The 23,448-nt window shown below is 73.1% G+C and carries 19 protein-coding genes; 5 read left to right on the top strand and 14 right to left on the bottom strand.

Annotated features, from left to right (window positions below; genetic code table 11):
• Positions 1-66 precede the first annotated feature (66 nt).
• Positions 67-2,616 (bottom strand): LuxR family transcriptional regulator, encoded by a 2,550-nt coding sequence (locus tag LO762_RS05230; RefSeq protein WP_230613011.1) that lies wholly within the window; start codon positions 2,614-2,616, stop codon positions 67-69.
• Between the two features lie 300 nt (positions 2,617-2,916).
• On the opposite strand from LO762_RS05230, the gene LO762_RS05225 reads away from it, so the two are divergent.
• From LO762_RS05225 to LO762_RS05215, 3 genes are all read left to right on the top strand, one after another.
• The gene (locus tag LO762_RS05225; protein ID WP_230613009.1) at positions 2,917-4,107 is read left to right on the top strand and encodes an exonuclease SbcCD subunit D; all 1,191 of its coding nucleotides are present in this window, start codon (positions 2,917-2,919) and stop codon (positions 4,105-4,107) included.
• Positions 4,104-7,124, top strand: a complete 3,021-nt coding sequence (locus tag LO762_RS05220) for an AAA family ATPase (RefSeq protein ID WP_230613007.1) — start codon at positions 4,104-4,106, stop codon at positions 7,122-7,124. The genes LO762_RS05225 and LO762_RS05220 overlap by 4 nt, the downstream gene beginning before the upstream one ends.
• A gap of 83 nt (positions 7,125-7,207) precedes the next feature.
• Positions 7,208-7,702, top strand: coding sequence for a nitroreductase family deazaflavin-dependent oxidoreductase (locus LO762_RS05215; RefSeq protein WP_230613005.1), 495 nt, complete (start codon positions 7,208-7,210; stop codon positions 7,700-7,702).
• Between the two features lie 332 nt (positions 7,703-8,034).
• Here the strand turns inward: LO762_RS05215 and LO762_RS05210 are convergent, their stop codons facing one another.
• From LO762_RS05210 to LO762_RS05180, 7 genes are all read right to left on the bottom strand, one after another.
• Entirely contained in the window at positions 8,035-9,261 is a 1,227-nt protein-coding gene (locus LO762_RS05210) for a cytochrome P450 (protein ID WP_230613003.1), read from the bottom strand.
• A gap of 364 nt (positions 9,262-9,625) precedes the next feature.
• Positions 9,626-11,995 (bottom strand): endopeptidase La, encoded by a 2,370-nt coding sequence (gene lon / locus LO762_RS05205; protein ID WP_230612999.1) that lies wholly within the window; start codon positions 11,993-11,995, stop codon positions 9,626-9,628.
• 217 nt (positions 11,996-12,212) lie between these two features.
• On the bottom strand, positions 12,213-12,536 hold the full coding sequence (locus LO762_RS05200; RefSeq protein ID WP_230612998.1) for a DUF3817 domain-containing protein: 324 nt from the start codon (positions 12,534-12,536) through the stop codon (positions 12,213-12,215).
• A gap of 12 nt (positions 12,537-12,548) precedes the next feature.
• Positions 12,549-12,911: a hypothetical protein gene (locus LO762_RS05195; RefSeq protein ID WP_230612997.1), complete on the bottom strand. Its 363-nt coding sequence runs from the start codon at positions 12,909-12,911 to the stop codon at positions 12,549-12,551.
• Between the two features lie 30 nt (positions 12,912-12,941).
• Positions 12,942-14,030, bottom strand: coding sequence for a glycosyltransferase (locus tag LO762_RS05190; RefSeq protein ID WP_230612996.1), 1,089 nt, complete (start codon positions 14,028-14,030; stop codon positions 12,942-12,944).
• Positions 14,027-14,767 carry a DUF2334 domain-containing protein gene (locus tag LO762_RS05185; RefSeq protein ID WP_230612993.1) on the bottom strand — a complete coding sequence of 247 codons (741 nt, stop codon included), beginning with the start codon at positions 14,765-14,767 and terminating at the stop codon, positions 14,027-14,029. Before LO762_RS05185 ends, LO762_RS05190 begins: the two co-directional genes overlap by 4 nt.
• Positions 14,754-15,827, bottom strand: coding sequence for a glycosyltransferase family 1 protein (locus LO762_RS05180; RefSeq protein WP_230612991.1), 1,074 nt, complete (start codon positions 15,825-15,827; stop codon positions 14,754-14,756). The genes LO762_RS05185 and LO762_RS05180 overlap by 14 nt, the downstream gene beginning before the upstream one ends.
• 222 nt (positions 15,828-16,049) lie before the next feature.
• Between LO762_RS05180 and LO762_RS05175 the strand changes: the two genes are divergently transcribed.
• Positions 16,050-17,303, top strand: a complete 1,254-nt coding sequence (locus LO762_RS05175) for an MFS transporter (RefSeq protein ID WP_230612989.1) — start codon at positions 16,050-16,052, stop codon at positions 17,301-17,303.
• A 53-nt stretch (positions 17,304-17,356) separates the two neighbouring features.
• On the opposite strand, the gene ddaH is transcribed toward LO762_RS05175, so the two are convergent.
• The 6 genes from ddaH to LO762_RS05145 all read right to left on the bottom strand — a co-directional run bounded on the left by ddaH (position 17,357) and on the right by LO762_RS05145 (position 21,348).
• On the bottom strand, positions 17,357-18,148 hold the full coding sequence (gene ddaH, locus LO762_RS05170; protein ID WP_230612987.1) for a dimethylargininase: 792 nt from the start codon (positions 18,146-18,148) through the stop codon (positions 17,357-17,359).
• Between the two features lie 98 nt (positions 18,149-18,246).
• Positions 18,247-19,143: an oxidoreductase gene (locus LO762_RS05165; RefSeq protein WP_230612985.1), complete on the bottom strand. Its 897-nt coding sequence runs from the start codon at positions 19,141-19,143 to the stop codon at positions 18,247-18,249.
• Positions 19,144-19,233: 90 nt separating this feature from the next.
• The gene (locus LO762_RS05160) at positions 19,234-19,719 is read right to left on the bottom strand and encodes a glutathione peroxidase (protein ID WP_230612983.1); all 486 of its coding nucleotides are present in this window, start codon (positions 19,717-19,719) and stop codon (positions 19,234-19,236) included.
• A 49-nt stretch (positions 19,720-19,768) separates the two neighbouring features.
• A complete protein-coding gene (locus LO762_RS05155) occupies positions 19,769-19,930 on the bottom strand; it encodes a hypothetical protein (RefSeq protein WP_230612981.1) in 162 nt (53 codons plus the stop codon).
• 185 nt (positions 19,931-20,115) lie between these two features.
• Positions 20,116-20,274 (bottom strand): hypothetical protein, encoded by a 159-nt coding sequence (locus tag LO762_RS05150; RefSeq protein ID WP_230612979.1) that lies wholly within the window; start codon positions 20,272-20,274, stop codon positions 20,116-20,118.
• Between the two features lie 84 nt (positions 20,275-20,358).
• Positions 20,359-21,348, bottom strand: coding sequence for an LCP family protein (locus LO762_RS05145; RefSeq protein WP_230612977.1), 990 nt, complete (start codon positions 21,346-21,348; stop codon positions 20,359-20,361).
• A gap of 165 nt (positions 21,349-21,513) precedes the next feature.
• Here LO762_RS05145 and LO762_RS05140 point away from each other — a divergent pair, with 165 nt between their 5' ends.
• Entirely contained in the window at positions 21,514-23,448 is a 1,935-nt protein-coding gene (locus LO762_RS05140; protein WP_230612975.1) for an ABC transporter ATP-binding protein, read from the top strand.

The following is a 23,448-nucleotide window of genomic DNA, read 5'->3' as shown; positions in this document are numbered from 1 at the left end:
GCCACCCCCACATCGGAACGCTCCAACGTGCGCCCCGACGCCGCGCAACGCGCATCCGGAGGCGGATCAGAAGAATTTGGTGAGTTCGACGCGGGAGCGCACACCGAGCCGGGTGAAAACGTTGCGCAGGTGGTGTTCGACGGTGCGGGGGCTGAGCACGAGCCGGGCGGCGATCTCCCGGTTGGTGGCGCCCTCGGCGGCGAGCCGCGCGATCTGCTCCTGCTGGGCCGTCAGCTCGGCGGCCGGCTCGCCGCCGAGCGCGCTCTCGCCCGCCGCGCGCAGCTCGGCGCGGGCCCTGCCGGCCCACGCCTCGGCCTCGTAGTGCCGGAAGAGGTGCAGCGCGTACCGGAGGTGGGGACGGGCGTCGCTGGGCCTCCTGGAGCGTCTCAGCCACGAGCCGAACAGCAGCTCGGTGCGGGCGAGTTCGAACGGGGAGCCGCCGAGCCGGTGCAGCGCGAGCGCCGCGCTGAAGTGCTCCTCGGCGGCGCCGCCCGCGGCGAGGAGGGCGTGGCAGCGCCGGGACAGCGCGAGCCGGGCGGGGTTGGCGGTGGCCTGCGCCCACATGTCGAAGACGGCGAGGGACCGGGCCGCCGCCTCCCGTCCACCCGAGTGCACTTCGGCCTCGACGTACAGGGGCGTGGACATCACCCGCACCACAGGGTGCACCGTCATGATGCGCAGCCGGGCGGCCGCTTCGGCGGGCCGGTCGGAGAGGAGGTCGAGGGCCGCCTCCGCCCAGCTGATGAACGCCTCCGGACGGCTGAGCCCTCGGGCCGCCGCGGTGGTGGCCGCTATCCCGGCCTGCCTTCGACTCTCGTTGCGGTCGCCCCTGAGCGCGGCGACGAGCGCGAGCAGCGCCCTGTGGTCGACGGCCACGTTGCCCTGCCCGACGGCCTCGGCGAGCGCGAGCCCTTCCCGGGACGCCTCCGCCGCCTCACAGAACCGTCCCCGCCACAGCTCGGCCTGCGCGAGGAGGTGCAGGGCGCAGGGGCGGAGCGAGATGTTGCCGCCGTGCGCGGCCCGGACGGCGCCCGTCGCCAGCTCGTGCGCGGCCAGGTCGTCGCCCAGGAGTGACGCCGCGGTGCTCGCCCACAGGTGGTCCATGCAGCTTTCGGGCAGCCCGAGCAGCCTGCGCAGCGGGACGCCGAAGTCCTCACCGACGAAGGCCGCGGCCGTGCCCTGGAAGTGCAGGGTGAGCAGTTCAGAGCCGGGCGTGCGCTTGGCCCGTTCGGCGAGGTCCAGATAGGAGGCGATGTCCCCTGCCAGGTAGGCGGCCTCACCCGCGCGCGCCAGGGCGTCCAGCCTCTCCGGCTCCGGAAGGAGGTCGGCCGCCGCCGCGTACAGGGTGCGCGCCTTCTCCGGCATGCCGTCGAACAGCTCTATCTCGCCGAGCAGCAGCTCGGCCTCGCCGGGCGGGACGGCGGGGTCGGCCAGCGCCCGCCGCACCAGGACCCGCGCCCGCGCCGACGCCCCGCCGCGCCAGTGCGCGGACGCCGCGCCGAGCAGGTCGGCCGGGTCGCCGGACAGGTCGGCGGCGCGCGCCCAGATCGCCGCCGCCTCGACGGGGTCGGCGCCCGCCGCGACGGCGCGCAGCTCCTCCACGTCGCCGGGCCGCGGCGCGATCGACGTCCGGTGCATGATGCGCCGGGCGCGCTGGCCCGGCCGGTCCATGACGCGGGCGAGCAGCCGGTGCGCGGTGTTCAGGTCGGCCAGCGGCGCGTCGGCCTGCAGGACGCCCCGGACGAGCTGCCCCGGCACGCTCACGTGGTCGCCCTCGACCGTCAGGAGGCCGACGTCACGCGCGGGCTCCAAGGCGGCGAGGTCCACCCCGGCGGCGGCAGCGGCACGCCCCAGGGTGACGATGTCCAGGCTCTCCTCGACGACGGCGAAGAGGAGCAGCAGCCGGGACGCCTCAGGCAGCCGCATAAAACGACGCCGATAGACGGCCCGGAGCTCACTGCCCGGGGGAAGGGTGACGGGCGGCGGGTCTATCCCGGAGAGTTGTCCCGGTGTCAGGGCCCGGCCGAGCTCGCGGAGCGCGCGCGGGTTGCCGCCGGCGAGCTCCACAAGAACGGATTCCAGCTCGGTGGGGATGCCCTCCACCCCCTCGCGCAGCACCAGCCGCGCGGCGGTGTCGTCCAGCGGCGGCAACGCGAGGTCGGGGATGGCGGCGAGCCTGTCACGTCCCGCGCCGCGCAGCCTTCCGTCACTCGCGCCGAACAGCATGAGGATCGGGTAGGACTCCGCCCTACGCGCGGTGAAAGCCAACGCGTTCAGGGACGGCGCGTCCATCCAGTGCGCGTCGTCCGCGACGCACAGCAGCGGCCGGTCGGCGGCCAGTTCGGCGAGCCTGCGGTGCACGTCCTGCGGGGCGTCCGAGCCGCCGGGCAGGAACCGGCCCAGTGCCGCGCCCGCCAGCTCCGCCTCGACCCGGACGCCGGGCACGCTCAGCACCCGGAAGTCGGGCGAGGCACGGCGCGCGGCCCACCTGAGCAGGGTGCTGCGGCCCAGGCCCGGACCGCTCCTGACGGCGAGGGCACCGCCCCGTCCCGCGCGCGCCGACACCACGAGGCGGTCGAGCAGATCGAGTTCCCGGTCACGGCCGTGGACGCCCATCGCGAACCTCCCAGGATGCCGCCGTTACTACAGCACGCGGGGGAAAACCCGTCCAGACCCGGCCGCGGGCGGTGGGCGCGCGCACCCCGCCCGGACCGGCACGTTGTGCGGGCGCACAACGCGGACGTCCGCGACGCGGTGCCGCCGCACAATCCGTGTCGGCGGCGGGGCCGACGCCCGCCATCCGTGCGCGCGACGGCGCGACACGCCGAGAACCATGCCGGTCCCGGCGCCGCGTGCGGCGCGTTCCGGCTTGTGCGGCCAGAGTGTCAGTGGCGTTGTCTAGGGTCTTGGGATGACATGAGATTCCTGCACACCTCCGACTGGCACCTGGGCCGTGCCTTTCACCGGGAGAGCCTCCTCAGCGCCCAGGCGGCGTTCGCCGACCATCTGGTGGCCACGGTCGCCGCGCGGCGCGTCGAGTGCGTGCTGGTGAGCGGCGACGTGTACGACAGGGCGATCCCGCCGCTGGACGCGGTCGAGCTGTACGACGAGACGCTCGCGCGGCTCAGGGCGGCGGGCACCCGTGTGGTGCTCATCTCGGGCAACCACGACTCGGCGATCCGGCTCGGTGTCGGCTCGCGGCTGTTCGAGGAGGCGGGGGTGCACGTGCGCACCGACCCGGCCGGGGTGGGGCGTCCCGTGCACGTCGGGGAGGTGGCCGTCTATCCGGTGCCGTACCTGGAGCCGGAGCTGGTGCGCGCGTCCTGGGAGCTGCCGGAGCGGTCGCACCCGGCGGCGCTCACCGAGGCGCTGCGCCGGATCCACGCGGACGGCCACCGGGGGCCGCGCGTCGTGCTGGCGCACGCGTTCGTCTCGGCGGGTGAGACGCCCGTCGTCAGCGAGAGCGAACGTGACATCTCGGTCGGTGGGGCGAGCATCGTGCCCGCGGGCGTCTTCGACGGGATCGACTACGTCGCGCTCGGCCACCTGCATGGAAGACGCGCCCTGCGCGAGCACGTCCGCTACTCGGGCTCGCCGCTCGCCTACTCCTTCTCCGAGATGTCCCACGTGAAGGGCTCGTGGCTGGTGGACGTCGACGCGTCCGGCCTGCGCGGCGCCGAGTTCGTCGAGGCGCCCGTCCCCCGCCGCCTCGCCCACCTGACGGGCACCCTGGACGAACTCCTCACGCGCCCCGAGCACACGAAGCACGAGGACCACTGGGTCAAGGCGACCCTCACCGACGCCCGGCGCGTCCCGGCCGCGATGGAGCGGCTGCGCGAGCGGTTCCCGCACGCGCTCGTCCTGGAGTTCGCCGCCGAGGCGTTCACCTCCGACGGCCCGGCGCGCGCCGCCCTCCTGGCCACCCGCACCGAACCGGAGCTGGCCGACGCCTTCCTCGAAGAGGTCATGGGCGAACCACCCACCGAAGAGGAAAGCACCCTGCTCCGCTCGGCGTTCGAACACTGCCGCCTGGAGGAGGGCCCGAGAGTCCCCGCGCAGCGGTCCGCCGCGCGGACGGGCACACCCAAGGAGGCCGCGGAAACGTGAAGCTGCTCAGGCTGCGGGTGACGGCGTTCGGGCCGTTCGCCGGAACGGAGGAGGTCGATTTCGCCGGGCTGGGCGAGGCCGGACTGTTCCTCATCCAGGGCCCGACGGGCGCGGGCAAGACGAGTGTGCTCGACGCGGTCTGCTTCGCGCTGTTCGGCACGGTGCCGGGCGCGCGTAAGCGGATCCGGAACCTTCGTTCGGACCACGCCGCCCAGCACGTCGCGCCCGAGGTCGTCCTTGAGTTCGAGGCGGGCGCGCGCAGGTGGCGCGTCACCAGGTCGCCGGAGTGGCAGCGGCCCAAGCAGCGCGGCAGCGGCACCACCCGGCAGCACGCCGCTGTGGCGCTCCAGGAGTGGCGGGACGGCGGGTGGGCGGCCCGCTCCACCCGCATCGACGAGACGGCCGAGGAGATCGAGCGGCTGCTCGGCATGAACGCCGCGCAGTTCGCCCAGGTCGCGCTGCTGCCGCAGGGCGAGTTCGCGGCGTTCCTGCGCTCGGGGGCGGAGGAGCGCAGGGCCGTCCTGGAGAAGCTGTTCGCCACCGAGCTGTACGCGGCCGTCGAGAAGTACCTCGCTGACGAGCGCGCAAGGACGCGCCGCGAAGCGGAGACGTTGGAGCAGCGGTTCCACGAGGGCGCGGGGCTCGTCGCGGAGGTGGCCGAACGGGAGGTCCCCGAGGAGGCGGACGCCGCCGCGCTGCTCGACTGGGCCGACGCGCTCGCCGCCGAGCACACCGAGGGGCTCACCGGCGCTGCGGCCCGGCTCGCGGCGGCCAGGGAGACGGTGACGACGGCGCAGCGTGCCCACACCGCAGCCAGGGAACTCGCCCTGCGGCAGCGCGAGTTCGTGCAGGAGACGGCGCGCAAGGCGGAGCTGGACGCGCGGGCGCAGGACGTCCAGCGCGAGCGCGCCCGCCTGGAGACGGCGGAGCGTGCCGAGAAGGTGCGCCCTTACGGCAGCGCCGTGGCGGCGCGCGGGAGGCAGGTCGAGGGGGCCGAGGCGCGGGTCGCCGAGGCGCGGCGGGCGGTCGCCGTGCTGGTCCCGCCCGCACCGCTGCCGTGCGTCTGCGCCGCCGAGGGGTGCCGCTGCGCCGACCTGTCCGCCGACGCGCCCGTCGCCGCCGTCGCCGGGGCGCTGCGCGTCTGGCAGGGCGAGCTGGCCCGCCTCGACGTCCTGAGCCCGCGCCAGACCCGCCTCGAAGAGGTGACACGCGAGACGAGGGTGCTGCGCGAGCGCGAGAACCAGCACCGGGCCGCCGAGGAGAAGGCGGGGCTGCGCCTTGCCGAGCTGCCAGAGGCGATCGAAGCCGACCGGGCGGCTCTGGAGGACGCGAAGCTGAACGCCTCCCTCCTGGAGTCCGCGAGCAGGGCCGTGGCCGACGCGCACCAGGCCGTCGAGGACGCACGCCGCCGCGACCAGCTCCAAGGCCAGCTCGCCAAGGCCGGGGACGCAAGCCGCGCGGCGGTGGACGCCGCGCAGGAGGCGACGGACGTACTCCAGCGGGTCCGGCGGGCCCGCCTTGACGGCATGGCGGCGCTGCTCGCGGCGGATCTGCGGGACGGCGAGGCGTGCCGCGTGTGCGGCAGCACCTCCCACCCCGCCCCCGCAGACGGTGCCGCGGACGTGCCTTCCGACGCCGACGAGGCACGGGCCGCCGCCGTCCAGGAGAAGGCGCAGCGCGCGCGGGAGGAGGCCGCCATGACGGTCGAGAGCCTGCGCGCGCAGTACGACGGCCTCCTTGAACGGGTGGAGGCACCCGTCTCAGAGCTCGCGGACTCCCTCGCGGCGGCCCGCGCCGATCTCGACGCCAAGCGGCGGCGCGCGGGCCGCGTCGAGGAGCTGCAGGCCCGGCTGACGGCCGTGGAGCAGGAGCTGGAACAGGCGCGCGCCGCCCAGGGCGAGGCGGCGCGGCAGGTAGCCGACGCCGCCGCCGCGCTGCGCGGCCTCGCCGATGAGGAAGTGCGGCTGCGCGCCGAGCTGGACGCGGCGCGCGGCACGGACGCCACGCTGGAGGCGCGCGTCACCCGGCTCACCCGGGAGGCCGAGCTCCTTGCGGAGGCGGGGAAGGCGGACACCCGCGCCGCCGCCGCGCGCGAGCAGCTCGCGCAGGCCGCCGAGGAGTTCGCGCACGCCTGGGCCGAGCAGGGCTTCGCCACCGCCGAGGAGACCCGAGCGGCGCTGCTCACCGAGCCGGAGCGGGCGCGCCGCACCGCCGAGATCCGCGCCTTCGACGACGCGCTCGCCGCCGTCACGGACCGGCTCGCCGCGCCCGAGCTGGTCGCCGCCGCCGCGCAGGAGCCGCCGGACGTCGCGGGCCTGGAGGCCGCCGCACGCGAGGCCGAGGAGGCGCACGCCGCACTCGTCTCCGCGCACGACAGGGCGGCCCGCCTCAGCACCCGGCTGACGGAGCTGGCGGCGGAGCTGCGGGCCAGGAACGCCGCATGGGAGCCCGCCAGAGCGGCTTACGAGACGACGGCCCGGCTGGCGTCCGTCGTCAACGGGCAGCCGCCGAACCCGGCCCAGATGCGGCTCTCCGCCTACGTGCTGTCGGCCCGGCTCGACCAGGTCGTCGGCGCGGCCAACGCCCGGCTCACCACGATGTCGCAGAGCCGCTACCTGCTGCGCCGCACCGACGAGCGCAGCGCCGCCGACAGCAAGCGCAACTCCGGCGGGCTCGGCCTGCGCGTCACCGACTCCTGGACGGGCCAGGACCGCGACCCCGCGACGCTGTCGGGCGGCGAGTCCTTCATCACCAGCCTCGCCCTCGCCCTGGGCCTGGCCGACGTGGTCACGGCCGAAGCCGGTGGCGCCGAGATCAACACGCTTTTCGTCGACGAGGGCTTCGGCACGCTGGACGAGGACACCCTGGACGAGGTCATGACCGTCCTGGACTCGCTCCGCGACGGCAACCGCACCGTGGGCGTGGTCAGCCACGTGGCCGAACTCCGCACCCGCATCCCCACCCAACTCCGCCTCACCAAGACCCGCTCCGGCTCCCGCCTCACCACCACCCTCTGACCGCCCCCGAGCCGCCGGGATGCTGACAGGAGGCGAACCAAGCGCTAGCTTGTTTGGTGTCGTCTTGTCGTAGGGAGTCGCCGATGTCCTCGCCCACGCCGGTCCAGCGTGTGTTCCGCCCCCTGTTCCAGCGGATCTCCGGGGCCGGGTGGTTCGCGAAGGTCGGGCCCAAGGTGGTGCCGAGGCTGGACCGCGCGCTGCACCGGGCGACGGGCGGGCGGGTCATGCTCTCGCAGGCGCTCGTGCCGACGCTCTACCTGACGACGACGGGTGCCAAGTCGGGGCAGCCAAGGGTGACGCCGCTTCTCTGTATGCCGGAGGACGGCGGATGGATCGTCGTCGGCAGCAACTTCGGCCAGGAGAAGCACCCGGCCTGGACGGCCAACCTCCTGAAGACGCCGAACGCGACGGTCGAGTTCCGCAAGCACGTCCACAAGGTCACCGGCACCCTCCTGGAGGGCACGGAGCGCACCGAGACGTGGAACCGCCTGAACGCCGTCTGGCCCGTGTTCAACCGCTACCAGTCCCGCGTAGACCGCGACCTACGCGTCTTCCGCCTCACCCCGATCCAGCCCTAGGCAGGCGCCGCCAGACCCGACACGCGCCTCACTCGTCACCCCGATCCAGCGTCAGGCAGGCGCCGCCAAGCCCGACACATGCCTCACCCGTCACCCCGATCCAGCGTGAGGAGGGCGCCGCCAGGCCCGACACATGCCTCACCCGTCACCCCGGCCCGGCGTCAGGCGGGCGCCGCCAAGCCCGACACATGCCTCACCCGTCACCCCGATCCAGCGTCAGGCGGGCGCCGCCAAGCCCGACACGCGCCTCACTCGTCACCTCGGTGCGGCGTTGGGCGGGGCCGCGAGGCGGGGCGGGGGCCGGTCGTTCCGCCTCGCGGAGTGTGGGCGGGTCAGGTGTAGGTGACGGGGAGGTGTTTGATGCCGTGGATCCAGGAGGAGCGGAGGCGGCGGGCCGGGCCGGTCGGGCGGATGTTGGGCATGGCCTCGGCGATCGACTGGAACATGAGGTCGATCTCCAGGCGGGCCAGGTTGGCGCCGACGCAGTAGTGGATGCCGGTTCCGCCGAAGCCCAGGTGGGGGTTGGGGGCGCGGCCTATGTCGAACGTGAACGGGTCGGTGAAGACGGACTCGTCGTAGTTGGCGGAGGAGTAGTAGAGGGCGAGCCGGTCGCCCGCCTTCACCTCGGTGCCGCCGAGGACGGTGTCGCGGGTGGCGGTGCGCTGGAACGCGATGACGGGCGTGGCCCAGCGGACGATCTCGTCAGCCGTCGTCGCGGGCCGCTCGGCCCGGTACCGCGCCCACTGGTCGGGCGCGTCGAAGAACGCCATCATGCCGTGTGTTATCGCGTTGCGGGTCGTCTCGTTCCCGGCGACGGCGAGGATGATGAAGAAGAACCCGAACTCCTCGGGGCTGAGCGAGCCGCCCTCCCCGGCCTGGACGAGCTTCGTCACCAGGTCGTCGCGCGGCCGCTCCTTGCGGGCCTCGGCCAGCCCCATCGAGTACTCCAGGATGCTCGCGGCGGCCGTCGTCATGTCGGCGGCGAACTCGGGGTCGTCGTAGCCGAGCATCTGGTTCGACCACTGGAACAGCTTCGCCCTGTCCTCCTGCGGCACGCCGAGCAGTTCGGCGATCGCCTGGAGCGGCAGTTCGACGGCGACGTCGGTGACGAAGTCGCCGGTGCCCTCGGTGCGGGCGCGCGCGACGATCCGCTCGGCCCGGTCGCGCAGCGCGTCGCGGAGCCCGCCGATGACGCGGGGCGTGAACCCGCGCGAGACGATCGTGCGCAGCCGGGCGTGCGCGGGCGGGTCGAGGTTGACGAGCAGAGTGTCCTTGAGCGCCTCGATCTCACCGTGCCCGATCTTCTCGTTGTAGCGGATGACGGCGGTGTTGGTGTTGCTGGAGAACGTCTCGTGGTCGCGGGACGCGGTCATGACGTCGGCGTGCCGGGTGACCGTCCAGCAGCCGTCGTCGTCGAACCCGCTGGCGCCGCGCGGCTGCGGGTTCCAGCGCAGCCCGCCGGTGCGGCGCAGCGCCGCGAACTCGGCGGCCGGGATACGCCGCTCGACAAGATCCGGGTCGGTGAAGTCGAAGTCCTGGGACGGGACGGCGGGACGCATCGACGGCCTCCTCGGGGGTGGGTGCTACGCCCCAGTACATCCACCCGCCCGGCCCCCCTCAAGAGCAAATGAGACGTGAGTCTAGTCACCAGTCTCGCCCACCGGCGAGACACCCGTCTCGACCTGCGTCCCATCACGAGCCGACCGCCTGGCCGGATCCGGCCAGACAGCCGTGAGGGCCGGGACCCCCGCGAACAAGATCCGGCCACGCCAACAAAAAGGGCCGGACCCCCACAAAGGGGATCCGGCCAGACAGCCATAGGGCCGGGACCCCCTGCGAACGAGTTCCGGCCGGGGAGCAGAGAGGGCAGCCGTAGGGGCCGGAACCCGGCGAACGGGATCCGGCCCCCCGGATGGGGCAGGGTCAGGCGGCGACGGCGCCCGCTGTGGCGGGCTCCAGTGCGATGGCCAGGACCTCGCGCACGTCGGCGACCGCGTGCACGGTGAGCTGGGCGAGCACCTCGGCCGGGACGTCGTCCAGGTCCGGCTCGTTGCGCTTGGGCACGAGGACGGTGGTGATCCCGGCCCGGTGCGCGGCCAGCAGCTTCTGCTTGACTCCGCCGATCGGCAGGACCCGCCCGGTCAGCGAGACCTCGCCCGTCATCGCCACGTCCGCGCGGACCGGGCGGCCCGACAGCAGCGACGCGAGCGCCGTGGTCATCGTGACGCCCGCCGACGGCCCGTCCTTGGGGACGGCGCCGGCCGGGACGTGGACGTGCACGCCCCTGTCCTTCAGGTCGCCGACGGGGAGCTCCAGCTCCGCGCCGCGCGAGCGCAGGTAGGACAGCGCGATCCGGGCCGACTCCTTCATGACGTCGCCGAGCTGGCCGGTGAGCGTCACGCCGGTGTCGCCCGTCTCGGCGTCGGCGAGGGACGCCTCGACGTACAGGACGTCGCCGCCCGCGCCCGTCACGGCGAGGCCGGTGGCGACGCCGGGGACGGCGGTGCGCCGGTCGGACTCCTTGAGCGACACCTCCGGGGTGAACCGGGGGCGGCCCAGGTAGTCGGTGAGGTCGCCGATGACGAGCGGGAGTTCCGCCTCGCCGAGCGCGACCTTGGCCGTCACCTTGCGCAGGACCCGGGCGATCGCCCTCTCCAGCGACCGGACGCCCGCCTCGCGGGTGTACTCGCCCGCGATGAGCCGGAGCGCCTCGTCGGGGAAGACGATGTCGCCGCTTTCCAGGCCCGCCTTGTCGAGCTGGCGGGGAAGCAGGTGGTCGCGCGCGATGGTGACCTTCTCGTCCTCGGTGTAGCCGTCGAGGGTGACGAGCTCCATCCGGTCCAGCAGGGGGCCGGGGATGGTGTCGAGGGAGTTGGCCGTGGCGAGGAACAGCACGTCGGACAGGTCGAGTTCGACTTCGAGGTAGTGGTCCCGGAACGTGTGGTTCTGGGCCGGGTCCAGCACCTCAAGGAGGGCCGCCGTGGGGTCGCCCCGGTAGTCGGCGCCGACCTTGTCGATCTCGTCGAGCAGGACGACGGGGTTCATCGCCCCCGCCTCCTTGATCGCCCTGACGATCCGGCCGGGCAGCGCGCCGACGTAGGTGCGCCGGTGGCCGCGGATCTCCGCCTCGTCCCGGACGCCGCCCAGGGCGACCCGCACGAACTGGCGTCCCATGGCCCGCGCGACGGACTCGCCCAGCGACGTCTTGCCGACCCCGGGCGGCCCGGCGAGCGCCAGCACGGCCCCGGAGCGGCGTCCCCCGACGACGCCCAGGCCACGGTCGGCCCGCCGCTTGCGCACGGCCAGGTACTCGATGATCCGTTCCTTGACGTCGTCCAGGCCCGCGTGGTCGGCGTCCAGGACGGCCCGCGCGCCCTGGATGTCGTAGGAGTCCTCGGAACGCTCGTTCCACGGGATCTCCAGCACGGTGTCGAGCCAGGTGCGGATCCACCCGCCCTCGGGGGACGCCTCGCTGGCCCGCTCCAGCTTGTCGACCTCCTTGAGCGCGGCCTTGGCCACCTTCTCCGGCAGGTCGGCCGCCTCGATGCGGGCGCGGTAGTCCTCCTCCTCGCCCTCCTCGGCGTCGCCGTTGAGTTCGGCGAGCTCCTTGCGGACGGCGCGCAGCTGCTGCTTGAGCAGGAACTCGCGCTGCTGCTTGTCGATGCCTTCCTGGACGTCCTTGCGGATCGTCTCGGCGACGTCGAGTTCGGCGAGCTGGTCGCGGGCCCAGCCCGTCACCAGGGTGAGCCGCTCCACCACGTCGGCGGTCTCCAGCAGGGTGACCTTCTGCTCGACGGTCAGGTAGGGCGCGTAGCCCGCCTGGTCGGCCAGGAGCGACGGGTCGTCGATCTGCTGGACGATGTCCACGAGCTGCCAGGCGCCCCGGTGCTGCAGGATCGCCTGCACCAGGCTCTTGTACTCCTTGGCCAGCGCCGCGGCCTCGGGCCCGGCCTCCGGCACGTCGATCGTGTCGCCTTCGACCCACAGGGCGGCGCCGGGGCCGGTCGTCCCGGTGCCGATCCGCACCCGCGAGACGGCCCTGACGACGGCGCCGGGCTCACCGCCCGGCAACCTGCCCTCACGCTCGATCACCCCGAGCACGCCGACAGCCGCGTAGTTCCCCTCAACCCTGGGCACCAGCAGCACCCGCGGCTTTGTGCCCGTGGCCACGGCGCGCGCCGCCTCGACGGCCCCCCTGACCTCGCGGTCGTTCAGCTCCAGCGGCACGACCATGCCGGGCAACACGACCGTGTCGTCGAGCGGCAGCACCGGCACCGTCAGTCTCTCGCTCATCCCACTCCCCAGTCATGGTTCTTGAGTCTTACCCACTCAAGAATCTAGAGCCCCTTTTCATTCCCCAGACCTTGTTCGCTCACAGCGAACGCGGAACAACCCCACAAAAACGGGCGGATGCCTGCCAACCCCGCAGGCCGCCGAACCATTCCCGGACACGACAAAGGCCCCCTTCCACCACGGGAAGGGGGCCTTCGGACGGTTCGGGCGGCGCGGGCTACGCCTGGGCGACCTGCTGGGAGGCGAGGACCTCGCGGGCGTCGGCGACGATCCGGCGCTCGATGAAGAACGCGAGGAAGGGGATGAGACCGGCGGAGACCATGACGCCGATCTTCTTCAGCGGCCAGCCCGCCTTGCTGTACAGGTCGAAGGAGATCGCCAGATAGACCATGTACAGGAAGCCGTGGATGGGCGAGATCACGGCGGACGCCTCCGGGATGTCCCAGATGTAGCGCAGGGGCATGCCGACGAAGCACACCAGGAGCAGCATGATGCCGACGACGGTCGCGAGCACGCGGTACCGGGTGATGGCCGCTTCCACAGGGGTTCCCTTCTAGCGCCGGTTCTGCGCGGCGAGCCGGGCCAGACGGCGGTTGTAGGCCGCCAGCTCGGGGTTCTCCGCTTCGGCTTCCTTGATCAGCTCTGCCTCGGTGAGGACACGGACGGGTTCGGCGGGGACGGCGTCCGGATCCGCCGGAGGCTCCTTGGAAGCCTTGAGCTCGTCCCTGATCATCTTGACCCACATGATCAGCACGAACCCGGCGAACACCGGCCACTCGAAGGTGTAGCCCCAGCTTCGCGCGTTGCCCGCCTGGGCGCGCTCGAACTGCCACCAGCCGAACGCGAGGAAGGCCACGAAGAGCACGATCGCGATGAGGTGGATGCCCAGCCACCCGGGGGTGAAGAACCGTCTCACGACCCTGACACTACCGCCGCTTTCCGGTGATCAGTCCCCGCCCCCGCCGTGGACGGCCAGAAGGCCGCGCACCGTCGCCGACCAGGGGAAGCGCTCGGCCCGTGCGCGCGCGGCGGCCCGGCCCTCGGCGGCCGGACGGGCGAGGATCCGTTCCACCGCGTCGGCGAAGCCCGCGCCGGTGGGCGGGGCCGCCTCGCCCGCGCCGGGGGCGAGCAGTTCGGGGGCGGCGCCCGCGTCGGCGCAGACGACGGGCGTCCCGCAGGCGAGGGCCTCCAGCACGGCGAGCCCGAACGCCTCGACGGGGCAGGGCGCGAGCACCACGTCGGCGGCGGCGAGCAGCGCGGCGACCTCGGACCGCCCGCCCAGGTGCCCGTGGAAGGCCACCGGCAGGCCCGCCGACGCCCGGCGCAGCGCGGGCCCGAGTACCCCGTCACCCACGATGTCGAGCCTTACGTCGTACCCGCGCGCGAGCAGGAGCCGGACGGCGGCTACCGCCACACCCGGCTTCTTCTCCTTCGACAGCCGCCCGAGGAGGACGAGCCGCACCGGCCCGCTCACGGCCCGCGCGGGCGACGGTCGGAACGTCAGCAGATCGACGCCGAGGGGCACCAGCGCGACCGACGGCGCGCCGATCCGGCGGAACTCGGCGGCGGCGAACTCCGAGGCCGCCACGACGGTGTCGAACGCCCCGGCGAGCCGCCGGTTCCACAGGTCGGCGCCCCGGACCAGCCCGATCCGGCCGGGGACGCGCGGCGCGAGGATCGCGTCGAGCCGCTCGTGTGAGAGCAGCACCGACCTGGCGCCCCGACGCCGGGCCCACCGCGCCGCGACGGTCAGGGTCGCCTTGTCGGAGACCTCCACGGAGTCCGGCCTGATCTCCTCAAGGACGCGCAGCACCGGCCGGGGGTCCAGGACGAGCCGGTAGCCGGGCGCCACGGACGGCCCCGGCACGGTCATCACGGTGCCGTGCTCCGTCTCACGCCGTGCCCTGCCCTTGCCGGGGAGCACGAGGAACCTTTCGTGGCCCGCCTTGGCGTACCCCCGGCCGAGCTCGTCCACGGCGGTGCGCAACCCGCCGGAGACCGGGCTGTACAGGTTGGCGAGCTGGACGATCCTCATGCCACGAGCGCGCGGTAGGTGACGGGCCTCGCCCCGGCCCGCAGCGCGACGTCAACGGCGTGCAGGGCGGCGTCCCGTAGGCCGGGCCGCTCCAGGTCGGCCGGGTGCAGCGCTATCCGGAACGACCTGCGCGCCCCGCCCAGCGCGCGCGCTGCCCGCGTCATGACACGCGCCCCCAACCGTTCTCCCGCACCGCCGGGACGGTGGGAGAGCGCGGGCATGCGGAGGGTCCGGCCCCGGTGCAGGTCGTGCACGCCCGTCTGGCTCGTCCAGTAGGTGAACCCCAGCCGGGACAGCGCGAGCCGGGTGCCGGGCGAGGCGAGCCAGCCGGGCGGGGTGAATCCGTCCACGCTGAGGCCCGCTTCTCCCATGATCTCCAGGCCCGCGACAAGCCTTGTGTGCGCCTCCACCGCGTTCAACGCGCTGAACTCCCCCGCCCCGCGCGCCAGCACGGCGTTCGCCCACTGCCGCCAGGGTGCGCCGCCGGGCTGCCGGGTGTGGGTGAGGCCGTGCAACGACACCTCGTGGACGCCCGCCGCGTCCAGCGCCCGCAGCCACCGCCCGAACTCGGGGTCGTCGGCCAGCCCCGGCCCGCCCGCGAACTCGCCGGGGATCACCAGGAGGCTCGCGGGGACTCCCCTGGCGTCGAGGTCGGCCAGCCAGGACGCGGCGGCGTCGGCGGTGGCGGGTGCCACGTCGTGCACGGAGACGACGAGCCGGGGCTCACGCGACGGCACGGCCCGCCCCCGTCCCGTAGATCACCTCGGTGTAGTGGTCGAGGAGCCTGTCGCCGACGGCCTCCCAGGTGTTGGCGCGCACCGACTGCCGGGCCGCCGCGCCCATCCGGGCGCGGGTGTCGGGGTCGGCGGCGAGGGTGGCGACGGCGGCGCGCAGCGCGGACCCGTCCGACGGCCGGAACAGCAGCCCGTTGACGCCGGGCCGCACCAGGTCGAGGGGGCCTCCGGCGGCCGGGGCGACGGCGGGCAGCCCCGACGCGAGCGCCTCCTGGAGGGCCTGGCAGAACGTCTCGTTCGCCCCGGTGTGCACAAAAACGTCGAGGCTGGCGAGCAGCCGGGCCAGGTCGGTTCCGCTCTGGAACCCTGTGAAGGCGGCCTTGGGCAGCAGCTTGCGCAGCCCGTCTTCGGACGGCCCGTCCCCGATGACGACGAGCCGCACCCCCGGCAGCCCGTCGAGGGACGCAAGCAGCTCGACCTGCTTCTCAGGCGCGAGCCTTCCCATGTACCCGACGAGCACCTCACCGTCCGGCGCGAGGCGGGCCCTGGTCTCGTCGCAGCGCCGCTCCGGGGTGAACGTCACCTGGTCCACTCCCCTGCCCCACAGGCCGAGCCTGGGGAAGTCGCGCTCTTCCAGCTCGCGCAGTGTGGGCCGTGAGGGCGCGAGCGTGCGGTCGGCCTTGGCGTGCACGTGCCTGAGCCACGACCACAGCATCGCGTCCGTGCCACGGAAGCCGTACCTGCGGAAGAAGCCCGCGATGTCCGTCTGGAACACCGCGACCGAGGGCAGGCCGAGCCGCCGCGCCGCGGTCGCGCCCGCCGCGCCCAGCACGATGGGCGAGGCGAGGTGGACGACGTCGGGCTGGAACGCCCGTAGCGCGTGCTCGACCCTGCGGCCAGGCACCCCCACCACGAACGACCGGTAGACGGGCAGGGACAGGCCGGGCACGAGCTCGACGGGCGCGCCCGCGTAGCTGTCGGGCCCCGGTGCGGGGGCGACGATCAGCGCCTCGTGCCCGCGCGCGGCGAGGTGTTCCAGGACCCGGCACACCGAGTTGGTCACGCCGTTGACCCTCGGCAGAAACGATTCCGCCACTATTGCGACCTTCACGGACGTGACGGTGACGAACCGGGACGACCACGAGGGCGCGCGCCGGAACCCGCCAAGAAAACAGCAGGCGAACTCTCGCGTCCGGCGACCGGTCGTCACTATGCTGACCGGCACTCAACGGGGCGTTCATCACATCCACCACAGACCACTCGATACTCAGGACAGGGCGCGCCGATGACCAGCACGAGTTCAGGACAGGTGTGGACGGCCCAGCTCACCGCCTATCGCGCCGCGGTCCAGCGCCGCGTCCTGCTGGTCCTCACGGCCGTCCAGGTGGTGGCCGGGATCGGGGTGGGCGCGGGCGTCGCGGCGAGCACGCTGGTCGCCAGGCACCTGTCGGGCAGTGACACCGTCGGCGGGCTGGCCCAGACCAGCGTGGTCCTGGGCGCGGCGCTCGTGGCGGTCCCCACGGCCCGGCTGGCGGCCGAGCGGGGCCGCCGCCCCTCCCTGACCTTCGCGTACGGCTGCGGCACGCTGGGCGCGCTCGTGGCGGTCGTGGCGGTCGCCGTGGAGTCCTGGCCGCTGCTGCTCGCGGGCCTGCTGCTGTTCGGCGGGGCGAGCGCGGCGGGCCTCGCCGCCCGCTACAGCGCCACCGACCTCTCCCGCCCCGGGCACTCCGCCCGCGACCTCAGCATCGTCGTCTGGGCGGCCACGGGCGGCTCCGTCGCGGGCCCGCTCATGGCCGGGCAGATCGACGACGCGGGCGGGCACCTCGGCGTCTACGCGCTCACCGCCGCGGTGTTCGCGATGGCCACGCTCGGGGTGTTCGCCGGGCTGCGGCCCGACCCGCTGCGCGTCGCGCACCAGGGCAGCCCCCGGATGGCGATCGCGCCCGAGCGCTCGATGCGGGCCGCGCTCGGTGTCCTGCGCCGCTCCCCCAGCGCGCGTCTCGCGGTCGCGACGGTCGTGGTCAGCCACACGGCGATGGTCGCGCTCATGTCGATGACGCCGGTGCACCTCGACCACGGCGGCGCGGGCCTCGCCGACGTAGGGATCGTGATCAGCCTGCACATCGCGGGCATGTACGCGTTCTCGCCGCTCGTCGGCTGGTGCGCCGACCAGTTCGGGCACGTCCCGGTGATGTTCGGCGGCCAGGTGCTGCTGGTGCTCGCGGCGCTCGTCGCCGGGCTGTCGTCGGCGGACTCGCTGATTCAGGTGGCGGTCGCGCTGTTCCTGCTGGGCGTCGGCTGGTCGTGCGGGCTGGTCGCGGGCTCCGCGCTGCTGACCGACTCCGTCCCGGTGGACCTGCGGCCGTCCGTCCAGGGCCTGTCGGACGCGCTGATGAACGGCGGCGCGGCGATCGGCGGCCTCGCGGCGGGCGCCCTCCTCGCGTTCGCCTCCTACCCGGCCCTGTCGGCGGTCCTCCTGCTGCTCACCCTTCCGATGGCCACAGCGCTGCTCCTGGCACGCCGCATCGCCCCCGCCTGACCCGGTGACGGCGAAGGCCCCGCCGTAAGGCGGGGCCCGCCAAGGGGAAGCCGTCAGGCGCGCAGTTCCAGGGTGCAGCACTTGGGGCCGCCGCCCGCCTTGTGCAGCTCGGTCAGCTCGACCGGGACGACCTTGTAGCCCCTGCCTTCGAGCGCCTTCGCGAGCGTCGTGGCGGCCGCCGTCAGGACGACCGTGTCGCCCGCGCACACGGAGTTGAGACCGAAGGCGAGGGCGTCGTCCTCGGTGGCCTCCACCGCCTTCGGGAACATCTCGCGCAGGACGCCCAGGCTTTCGGGGGCGAAAGCGGCAGGGTAGTAGCAGACGTTGTCGCCGCCGAGCGGGAACAGCGCGGTGTCCAGGTGGTAGAAGCGCGGGTCCACCAGCCGCAGCGTGACCACCGGACGGCCAAGGAACGCCTCGGCCTCTCGATGCGCGGCCTCGGACGTGCGGAAGCCGGTGCCCGCGAGGATCACCTCGTCCAGGGTGAGGAAGTCGCCCTCCCCTTCGTTGGTCTCCTTGGCGGTCAGCACCTCGGGGTAGCCGTTGGCCCGGAACCACTCCTCGTACAGGGGTCCTTCGGCGGCGCGCTCCGGGTGCAGGAAGCGCGCGCCGTACACCCTGCCGTCCACGACCGTCGCCCCGTTGGCCGCGAACACCATGTCGGGCAGGCCGGGGGCGGGGTCGATGAGCCGGACCTCGTGGCCGAGCCCGAGGTAGGCGTCACGCAGCGCCTCCCACTGGCGGACGGCCTTGGCGGTGTCCGCGCCGAGCCCGGGATCCATCCAGGGGTTGATGGTGTAGGTGACGTCGAAGAAAGAGGGCTTGCACATGAGGTAAGTAGCCATGGCGCAACTGTAGGAACCCCGGCGACGGGAACCAATGCGTCGAAATTGCGTCCTGACCCCAGATCCTTGCGTCGTTCCGGCCCGGAACGAAGAATCGTTCAGGGGTAGCGCACTCCGGTGAGCTCTTCCGACGCCTCCCACAGCAGCCCGCCCTGCTCGGCGTCGCCGCCGCGGGCGTGCACCGGCGCCCGGACCGGCGCGCCCCACCCGACCAGGCGCGGCCCGTAGGCGTCGCCGCCGCGCGCCGCCGGATCGACGGCGGCCCGCAGCGTGGGCAGCGCGCCCGCCCTGCCGGACTGGGCGAGGATCCGGCCCGCCGTGTAGGTGAGCGCCTCGATCCTGCTGCCGCTGGACTTCGCCGAGTTGGCCGTCAGCTCGGTGTTGGCGTAGCCGGGGTGGGCGGCAAGGCTGAGGACGTCGGGCACCCTGCGGTTCAGCTCGCTGACGAACAGGAGGTTCGCCAGCTTGGCGCGGCCGTAGGCTCCCCACTTGCTGTAGTGGCGCTCGCCCTGGAGGTCGGTGAAGTCGAGGCGGCGGACGAGGTTGGACGCGAAGCTCGACACCGTCACGACACGGGCGTCGGGCCGCTCCAGGAGGGCGGGGAGCAGCAGGCCGGTGAGAGCGAAGTGGCCCAGGTGGTTGGTGCCGAACTGTGCCTCGAAGCCGTCCGCTGTGGTGGCGCGCGGGATCGCCATCACGCCGGCGTTGTTCACCAGCAGGTCGAGCGGCTCCTTGGCCTGCTCGGCGGCGAAGGCGCGCACCGAGGACAGGTCGGCGAGGTCGAGCACGCCGAGCGAGACGCGGGCGCCGGGGACCTGCCGCACGATCTCCGCGACGGCGGCCTCACCGCGCGCGGGGTTGCGGCACGCCAGGACGGTGTCCGCGCCGTGCCGCGCCAGCTCCAGCGCCGTCCACCGGCCCAGGCCGCTGTTGGCGCCGGTGACGATCGCGCGCCTGCCGCCCAGGTCGGGGATGTCCGCAGCCGTCCAGCCCATCGTTCCTGCCCCTTTCGCCGTGGCAAGTGAACTTAGACCCGCCGTCCAGCAGACGGCAAGGGCGGCGGGCCGGACGGGCGGCGGCGGGCGTCAGGACGGGAGCGCCGCCTCGATCGCGGCGACGAGCGCGTCGTCGTCCGGCTCGACCTGGGGCGAGAAGCGGGTGACGGCGCCGTCCGGCGCGATGAGGAACTTCTCGAAGTTCCAGCGGATGTCGCCGGTGTGCCCCGTGGCGTCGGCGACGTCCACGAGGGCGGTGTACAGGGGGTGGCGTCCCGGCCCGTTCACCTCGACCTTCTCGGTGAGCGGGAACGTGACGCCGTAGGACGTCGAGCAGAAGGTGGCGATCTCCTCGGCGGTCCCGGGCTCCTGGCCCAGGAACTGGTTGCAGGGCACGCCGAGAACGGTGAACCCGCGCTCGGCGTACTTCTTCTGGAGTTCCTCCAGCCCCGCGTACTGGGGGGTGAGACCGCACTTGGAGGCGACGTTGACCACGAGTACGGCCTTGCCTTGGTACCGGCCGAGCTCGGCCGGCCCACCCTGGAGGGATCCGATCTCCACATCGAGAGCACTCATGCGGTGATCCTACGGACCCCCGGTAAGACGGAGACGTCCGGGTGAGGTGTCAGGTACCCAGCCTGTTGACGAACGTGGCGAGCTGGGTTCCCGCGTCACCGATCGCGGAGAACGCGTTGTTCACCACCTCGGCCGCCGCAGCGGGCTGGCTCAGCAAGTAGAACGCGACGAAGGCGATAGCCAACAGACGGACGTTCCTATTGTTCAACATGCGTGCCGTCCCTTAAGTACGCTGTGACACACTGACCCGATTCAGTTGTGCCCACCGATGGATGTCCGCAAAGAGACTTTCGTGTGGCTTCATCGCCACCCGTTTCCGGGCCCATCGTAAGACGTGGAAGGCACGACTGGGGCCCCGGGTTCCGAAGATCCCGAGGCCCCGTCGAATGCGTCGTGTCAGGGGATGGCGCTCGTCATGAACGTCGAGAGTGAGTCGGCGGCGCCACCGAGTCCGTTGAGGGTCCCCTGGACGACCCCGGCGGCGCCGTCGGGACGGTTGACGATGTACCAGACGACGAACGCGATACTGCCCCATTTGAGATACTTCTTGATCATGACAACCACACCTTCGGTCCACACACGGTCACCCGGAGTGATTCCCCGTGTGTAGCCGGTTACCCACGCCCAGATGTTAAAAAATCACTTGAGGCCGTCCGGGACGGGCGAATCGGTGCGAAGTGCCTCGAAGAGGGCCTTGGACTTGGTCTCGTCCCATACGACGTAGCTGCCCACGGCGCCCGAACCGAACCTGCCGAACGGCACGCTCAGCGTCCTGCCGTCACCGCCGGAAAGGCCGCGCATCGCGAGCATCATCCGGGTGAGGTCCAGCAGCGAGGAGCCCTCGTCCACGGTGAAGTTGCCGGTGGAGTTCCAGGCCAGCGGGATGCTGCGGAACGGGTTGAGCAGGGTGCCGGGCGACGTCGCCTTGTCGATCAGGGCGGCGAAGAACTCGCGCTGGTTCTTGATCCGGTCCAGGTCGCCGTTGGCGAACTGGCGGGTCCGCACGTACCCGAGCGCCTGGGCGCCGTCCAGGGTCTGGCAGCCCTTCTTGAGGTTCAGGCCCGCCTTGGGGTCCCTGAGCCGCTTCTTCACGCAGATGTCGACGCCGCCGACCGCGTCCACCACGCCGACGAACCCGCCGAAGCCGATCTCCGCGAAGTGGTCGATGTGGACGCCCGTCGCCTCCTCGACCGTCCGGGCCAGCAGGGCCGGGCCGCCGAAGGCGTAGGCGGCGTTGATCTTGTTCATGCCCTTGCCGGGGATGTTGACGTAGGAGTCGCGCGGGACGCTCACCAGCGTCGTGCCGTTGTCGCCGACGTGCAGCAGCATGATGGAGTCGGTGCGCTTGCCCTCGGCCTTGCCGGTCCTGAGCTTCTTGCGGTCCTCGGCCGTGAGGCCCTCACGGCTGTCGGACCCGACGATCAGCCAGTTGGTGCCCGGCGTGTCCTCGACGCGCCCGGCGTAGTCGGGCAGCGCCTCCTCACGCTGGAGCCTGCCGTCCAGGCTGAAGTAGCCGACGCCCAGGAGCAGCGCGAGGACCACCAGGACCGCGAGCGCGATGTGCCGCTTCCGGCGGCGGCGCGGCGGTCCCGGCGGCGGCTCGCTCGTGGACGGGGGAGCGTAAACCACTTCGGTCTCCTCATATCGGCGATGCAGGTCCAAAGGTACGAGAAGGGCGAACGACGCGCATCGACCTGGCGCATCGGTTACATGACCCTCCCCCGTAGGACCAGCCCCCCGGAAATGTCATACCGCCGAGTGACACTGGGATCACAAAACGGCGTCAGGAGTACCATGCGGATTCTTTCTCGTTTCCACCGGAAGAAAACGAGGGCCGCCAGGCCCGCCCCCGACAACCTGCCCGAACTGCCCGAACTGTCCGAGCACCGCTGGACGGCGCACACCGCCGAACTCGCCGAGACCGGCCTGCTGCGGGTGGCGCGCCGGCTGCCCGCGCTCATCGGCCAGGCCCTCGCGCTCGCCTGGCGGGCCAGCCCGCGCGACACCGCCGCCACCATCGGCCTCAACGTCCTCGCCGGGCTGTTCACCGCCTTCGGCCTGCTGGCCACCACGGGCGTTCTCACCGCCCTGTTCTCCGCGGCGCCCACACCCGAGCGGGTGCGCGAGGCGCTGCCCTCACTCGTCCTCGTGGCCGCCGCCTTCGCCCTCCAGGGCGCGCTCCAGGCGGGCGCCGGATGGGCACAGGCCAGGCTCGAACCACAGATCGACCTCATCGTCGAGATGCGGCTCTACCGGCTGAGCACCGCCGTCGACCTCGCCGCCCTGGACGACCCCGACTTCCTCGACGACCTCAAACGCGCCGAGACCCGCGGCATGATCGCCGCGCCGTCCATGGTCCGGCACACCATCGACCTGATCACCGGGCTGGTCGGCCTGGCCGCCGCGGCGGGCGCGCTCGGCGTGCTGCACCCGGCGCTGCTGCCGCTGCTCCTGCTCACCGCGCTGCCGCTGGCCTGGGCCTCGGTGCGGGCCGCCCGGATGCGCTACATCACCATCCTGACGCTGGTGGCCAGCCGCCGCAGGCGCGGCATCCTCTCCGATCTCATGACCAACCGGACGCAGGCCGCCGAGGTCCGCTCCTTCACCGTCCGGGACGTGCTGCTGCGCCAGTACGACGACCTCGCCACACACGAGCGCGAGGTCGAACTCGACCTCGCCCGCCGCCAGTCCGCCACCCGGGTGGTGGGCGACGCGCTCCAGGGCCTCGCGGGGACGCTGGTCTACGTGGCGCTCGGGTTCCTGCTGTGGCGGGGCGCGGTGCCGCTGCCCGTCGCCGGCGCCGCCGTCCTGGCGATCAGGACGGGCCGCACCTCCCTGGCCAACCTCGTCTACGCCGTCAACCGGTGCTACGAGGAGGGCCTGTACTTCGCGGACTATCTGCGGTTCTGCACCCGCGCGGCGGAACGGGTGCCCGTCCGCGCGGCCCAGCCGCTCCCGGCGCCCTCCCGGTTCGGCCTCATCCGCGCGGAGGAGGTCACCTTCACCTATCCGGGGGCCGACGAGCCGTCCCTGCGCGGCGTCACCGTCGAGCTGCGGCGCGGCGAGATCGTCGCGCTGGTCGGCGAGAACGGCTCCGGCAAGACGACGCTCGCCAAGATCCTCGCCGGGCTGTACGCCCCGGAGTCCGGCCGGGTCCTGTGGGACGAGGTGCCGCTCGCCAGGGTCGATTCCGAGCTGCTGCGCGAGCGCATCGCCGTCGTCGCCCAGGACCACACGCACTGGCCCATGACGGCGCGGCAGAACGTCACCATGGGCAGGCCCGACGTCGCCGAGGCGGTGGACGCGGCCGTCGTCGCCTCCGGGGCCGACGAGGTGATCTCCGCCCTCGCCCGCGGCTACGACACGCTGCTCGACCGGCGCTTCGACGGCGGCGCCGAGCTGTCCGGCGGCCAGTGGCAGCGGCTCGCCGCCGCGCGCGGCTTCTACCGGGACGAGCCGCTGCTCATCTGCGACGAGCCTTCGGCGGCGCTGGACGCCCGCGCCGAGCACGCGCTGTTCGAGCGGATCAGGGAGCACGCGCGCGGCCGGACGGTGCTGCTGATCACCCACCGGCTCGCCAGCGTCCGCATGGCCGACCGCGTCTACGTGCTGGAGAAAGGCCGGATCGTGGAGCAGGGCGACCACCTGAGCCTGCTGGCCGAAGGGGGTCTCTACGCCGATCTCTACGGCCTCCAGGCCAGCGCTTATCACGCGTCCGCACCTCCCTGA

The sequence above is a fragment of the Actinocorallia sp. API 0066 genome, from assembly GCF_020991275.1.
GTDB lineage: Bacteria > Actinomycetota > Actinomycetes > Streptosporangiales > Streptosporangiaceae > Actinocorallia.
This window is presented reverse-complemented; position numbering and strand designations above follow the sequence as displayed.

What these genes read in the sequence shown, in the direction of transcription:
- lon (WP_230612999.1), bottom strand. Translation starts at nt 11,995, where the DNA reads ATGAGCGAGAGACTGACGGTGCCGGTGCTGCCGCTCGACGACACGGTC.
- LO762_RS05190 (WP_230612996.1), bottom strand. Translation starts at nt 14,030, where the DNA reads ATGAGGATCGTCCAGCTCGCCAACCTGTACAGCCCGGTCTCCGGCGGG.
- LO762_RS05155 (WP_230612981.1), bottom strand. Translation starts at nt 19,930, where the DNA reads ATGTTGAACAATAGGAACGTCCGTCTGTTGGCTATCGCCTTCGTCGCG.
- ddaH (WP_230612987.1), bottom strand. Translation starts at nt 18,148, where the DNA reads ATGGCTACTTACCTCATGTGCAAGCCCTCTTTCTTCGACGTCACCTAC.
- LO762_RS05150 (WP_230612979.1), bottom strand. Translation starts at nt 20,274, where the DNA reads ATGATCAAGAAGTATCTCAAATGGGGCAGTATCGCGTTCGTCGTCTGG.
- LO762_RS05165 (WP_230612985.1), bottom strand. Translation starts at nt 19,143, where the DNA reads ATGGGCTGGACGGCTGCGGACATCCCCGACCTGGGCGGCAGGCGCGCG.
- LO762_RS05230 (WP_230613011.1), bottom strand. Translation starts at nt 2,616, where the DNA reads ATGGGCGTCCACGGCCGTGACCGGGAACTCGATCTGCTCGACCGCCTC.
- LO762_RS05140 (WP_230612975.1), top strand. Translation starts at nt 21,514, where the DNA reads ATGCGGATTCTTTCTCGTTTCCACCGGAAGAAAACGAGGGCCGCCAGG.
- LO762_RS05225 (WP_230613009.1), top strand. Translation starts at nt 2,917, where the DNA reads ATGAGATTCCTGCACACCTCCGACTGGCACCTGGGCCGTGCCTTTCAC.
- LO762_RS05215 (WP_230613005.1), top strand. Translation starts at nt 7,208, where the DNA reads ATGTCCTCGCCCACGCCGGTCCAGCGTGTGTTCCGCCCCCTGTTCCAG.
- LO762_RS05160 (WP_230612983.1), bottom strand. Translation starts at nt 19,719, where the DNA reads ATGAGTGCTCTCGATGTGGAGATCGGATCCCTCCAGGGTGGGCCGGCC.
- LO762_RS05175 (WP_230612989.1), top strand. Translation starts at nt 16,050, where the DNA reads ATGACCAGCACGAGTTCAGGACAGGTGTGGACGGCCCAGCTCACCGCC.
- LO762_RS05210 (WP_230613003.1), bottom strand. Translation starts at nt 9,261, where the DNA reads ATGCGTCCCGCCGTCCCGTCCCAGGACTTCGACTTCACCGACCCGGAT.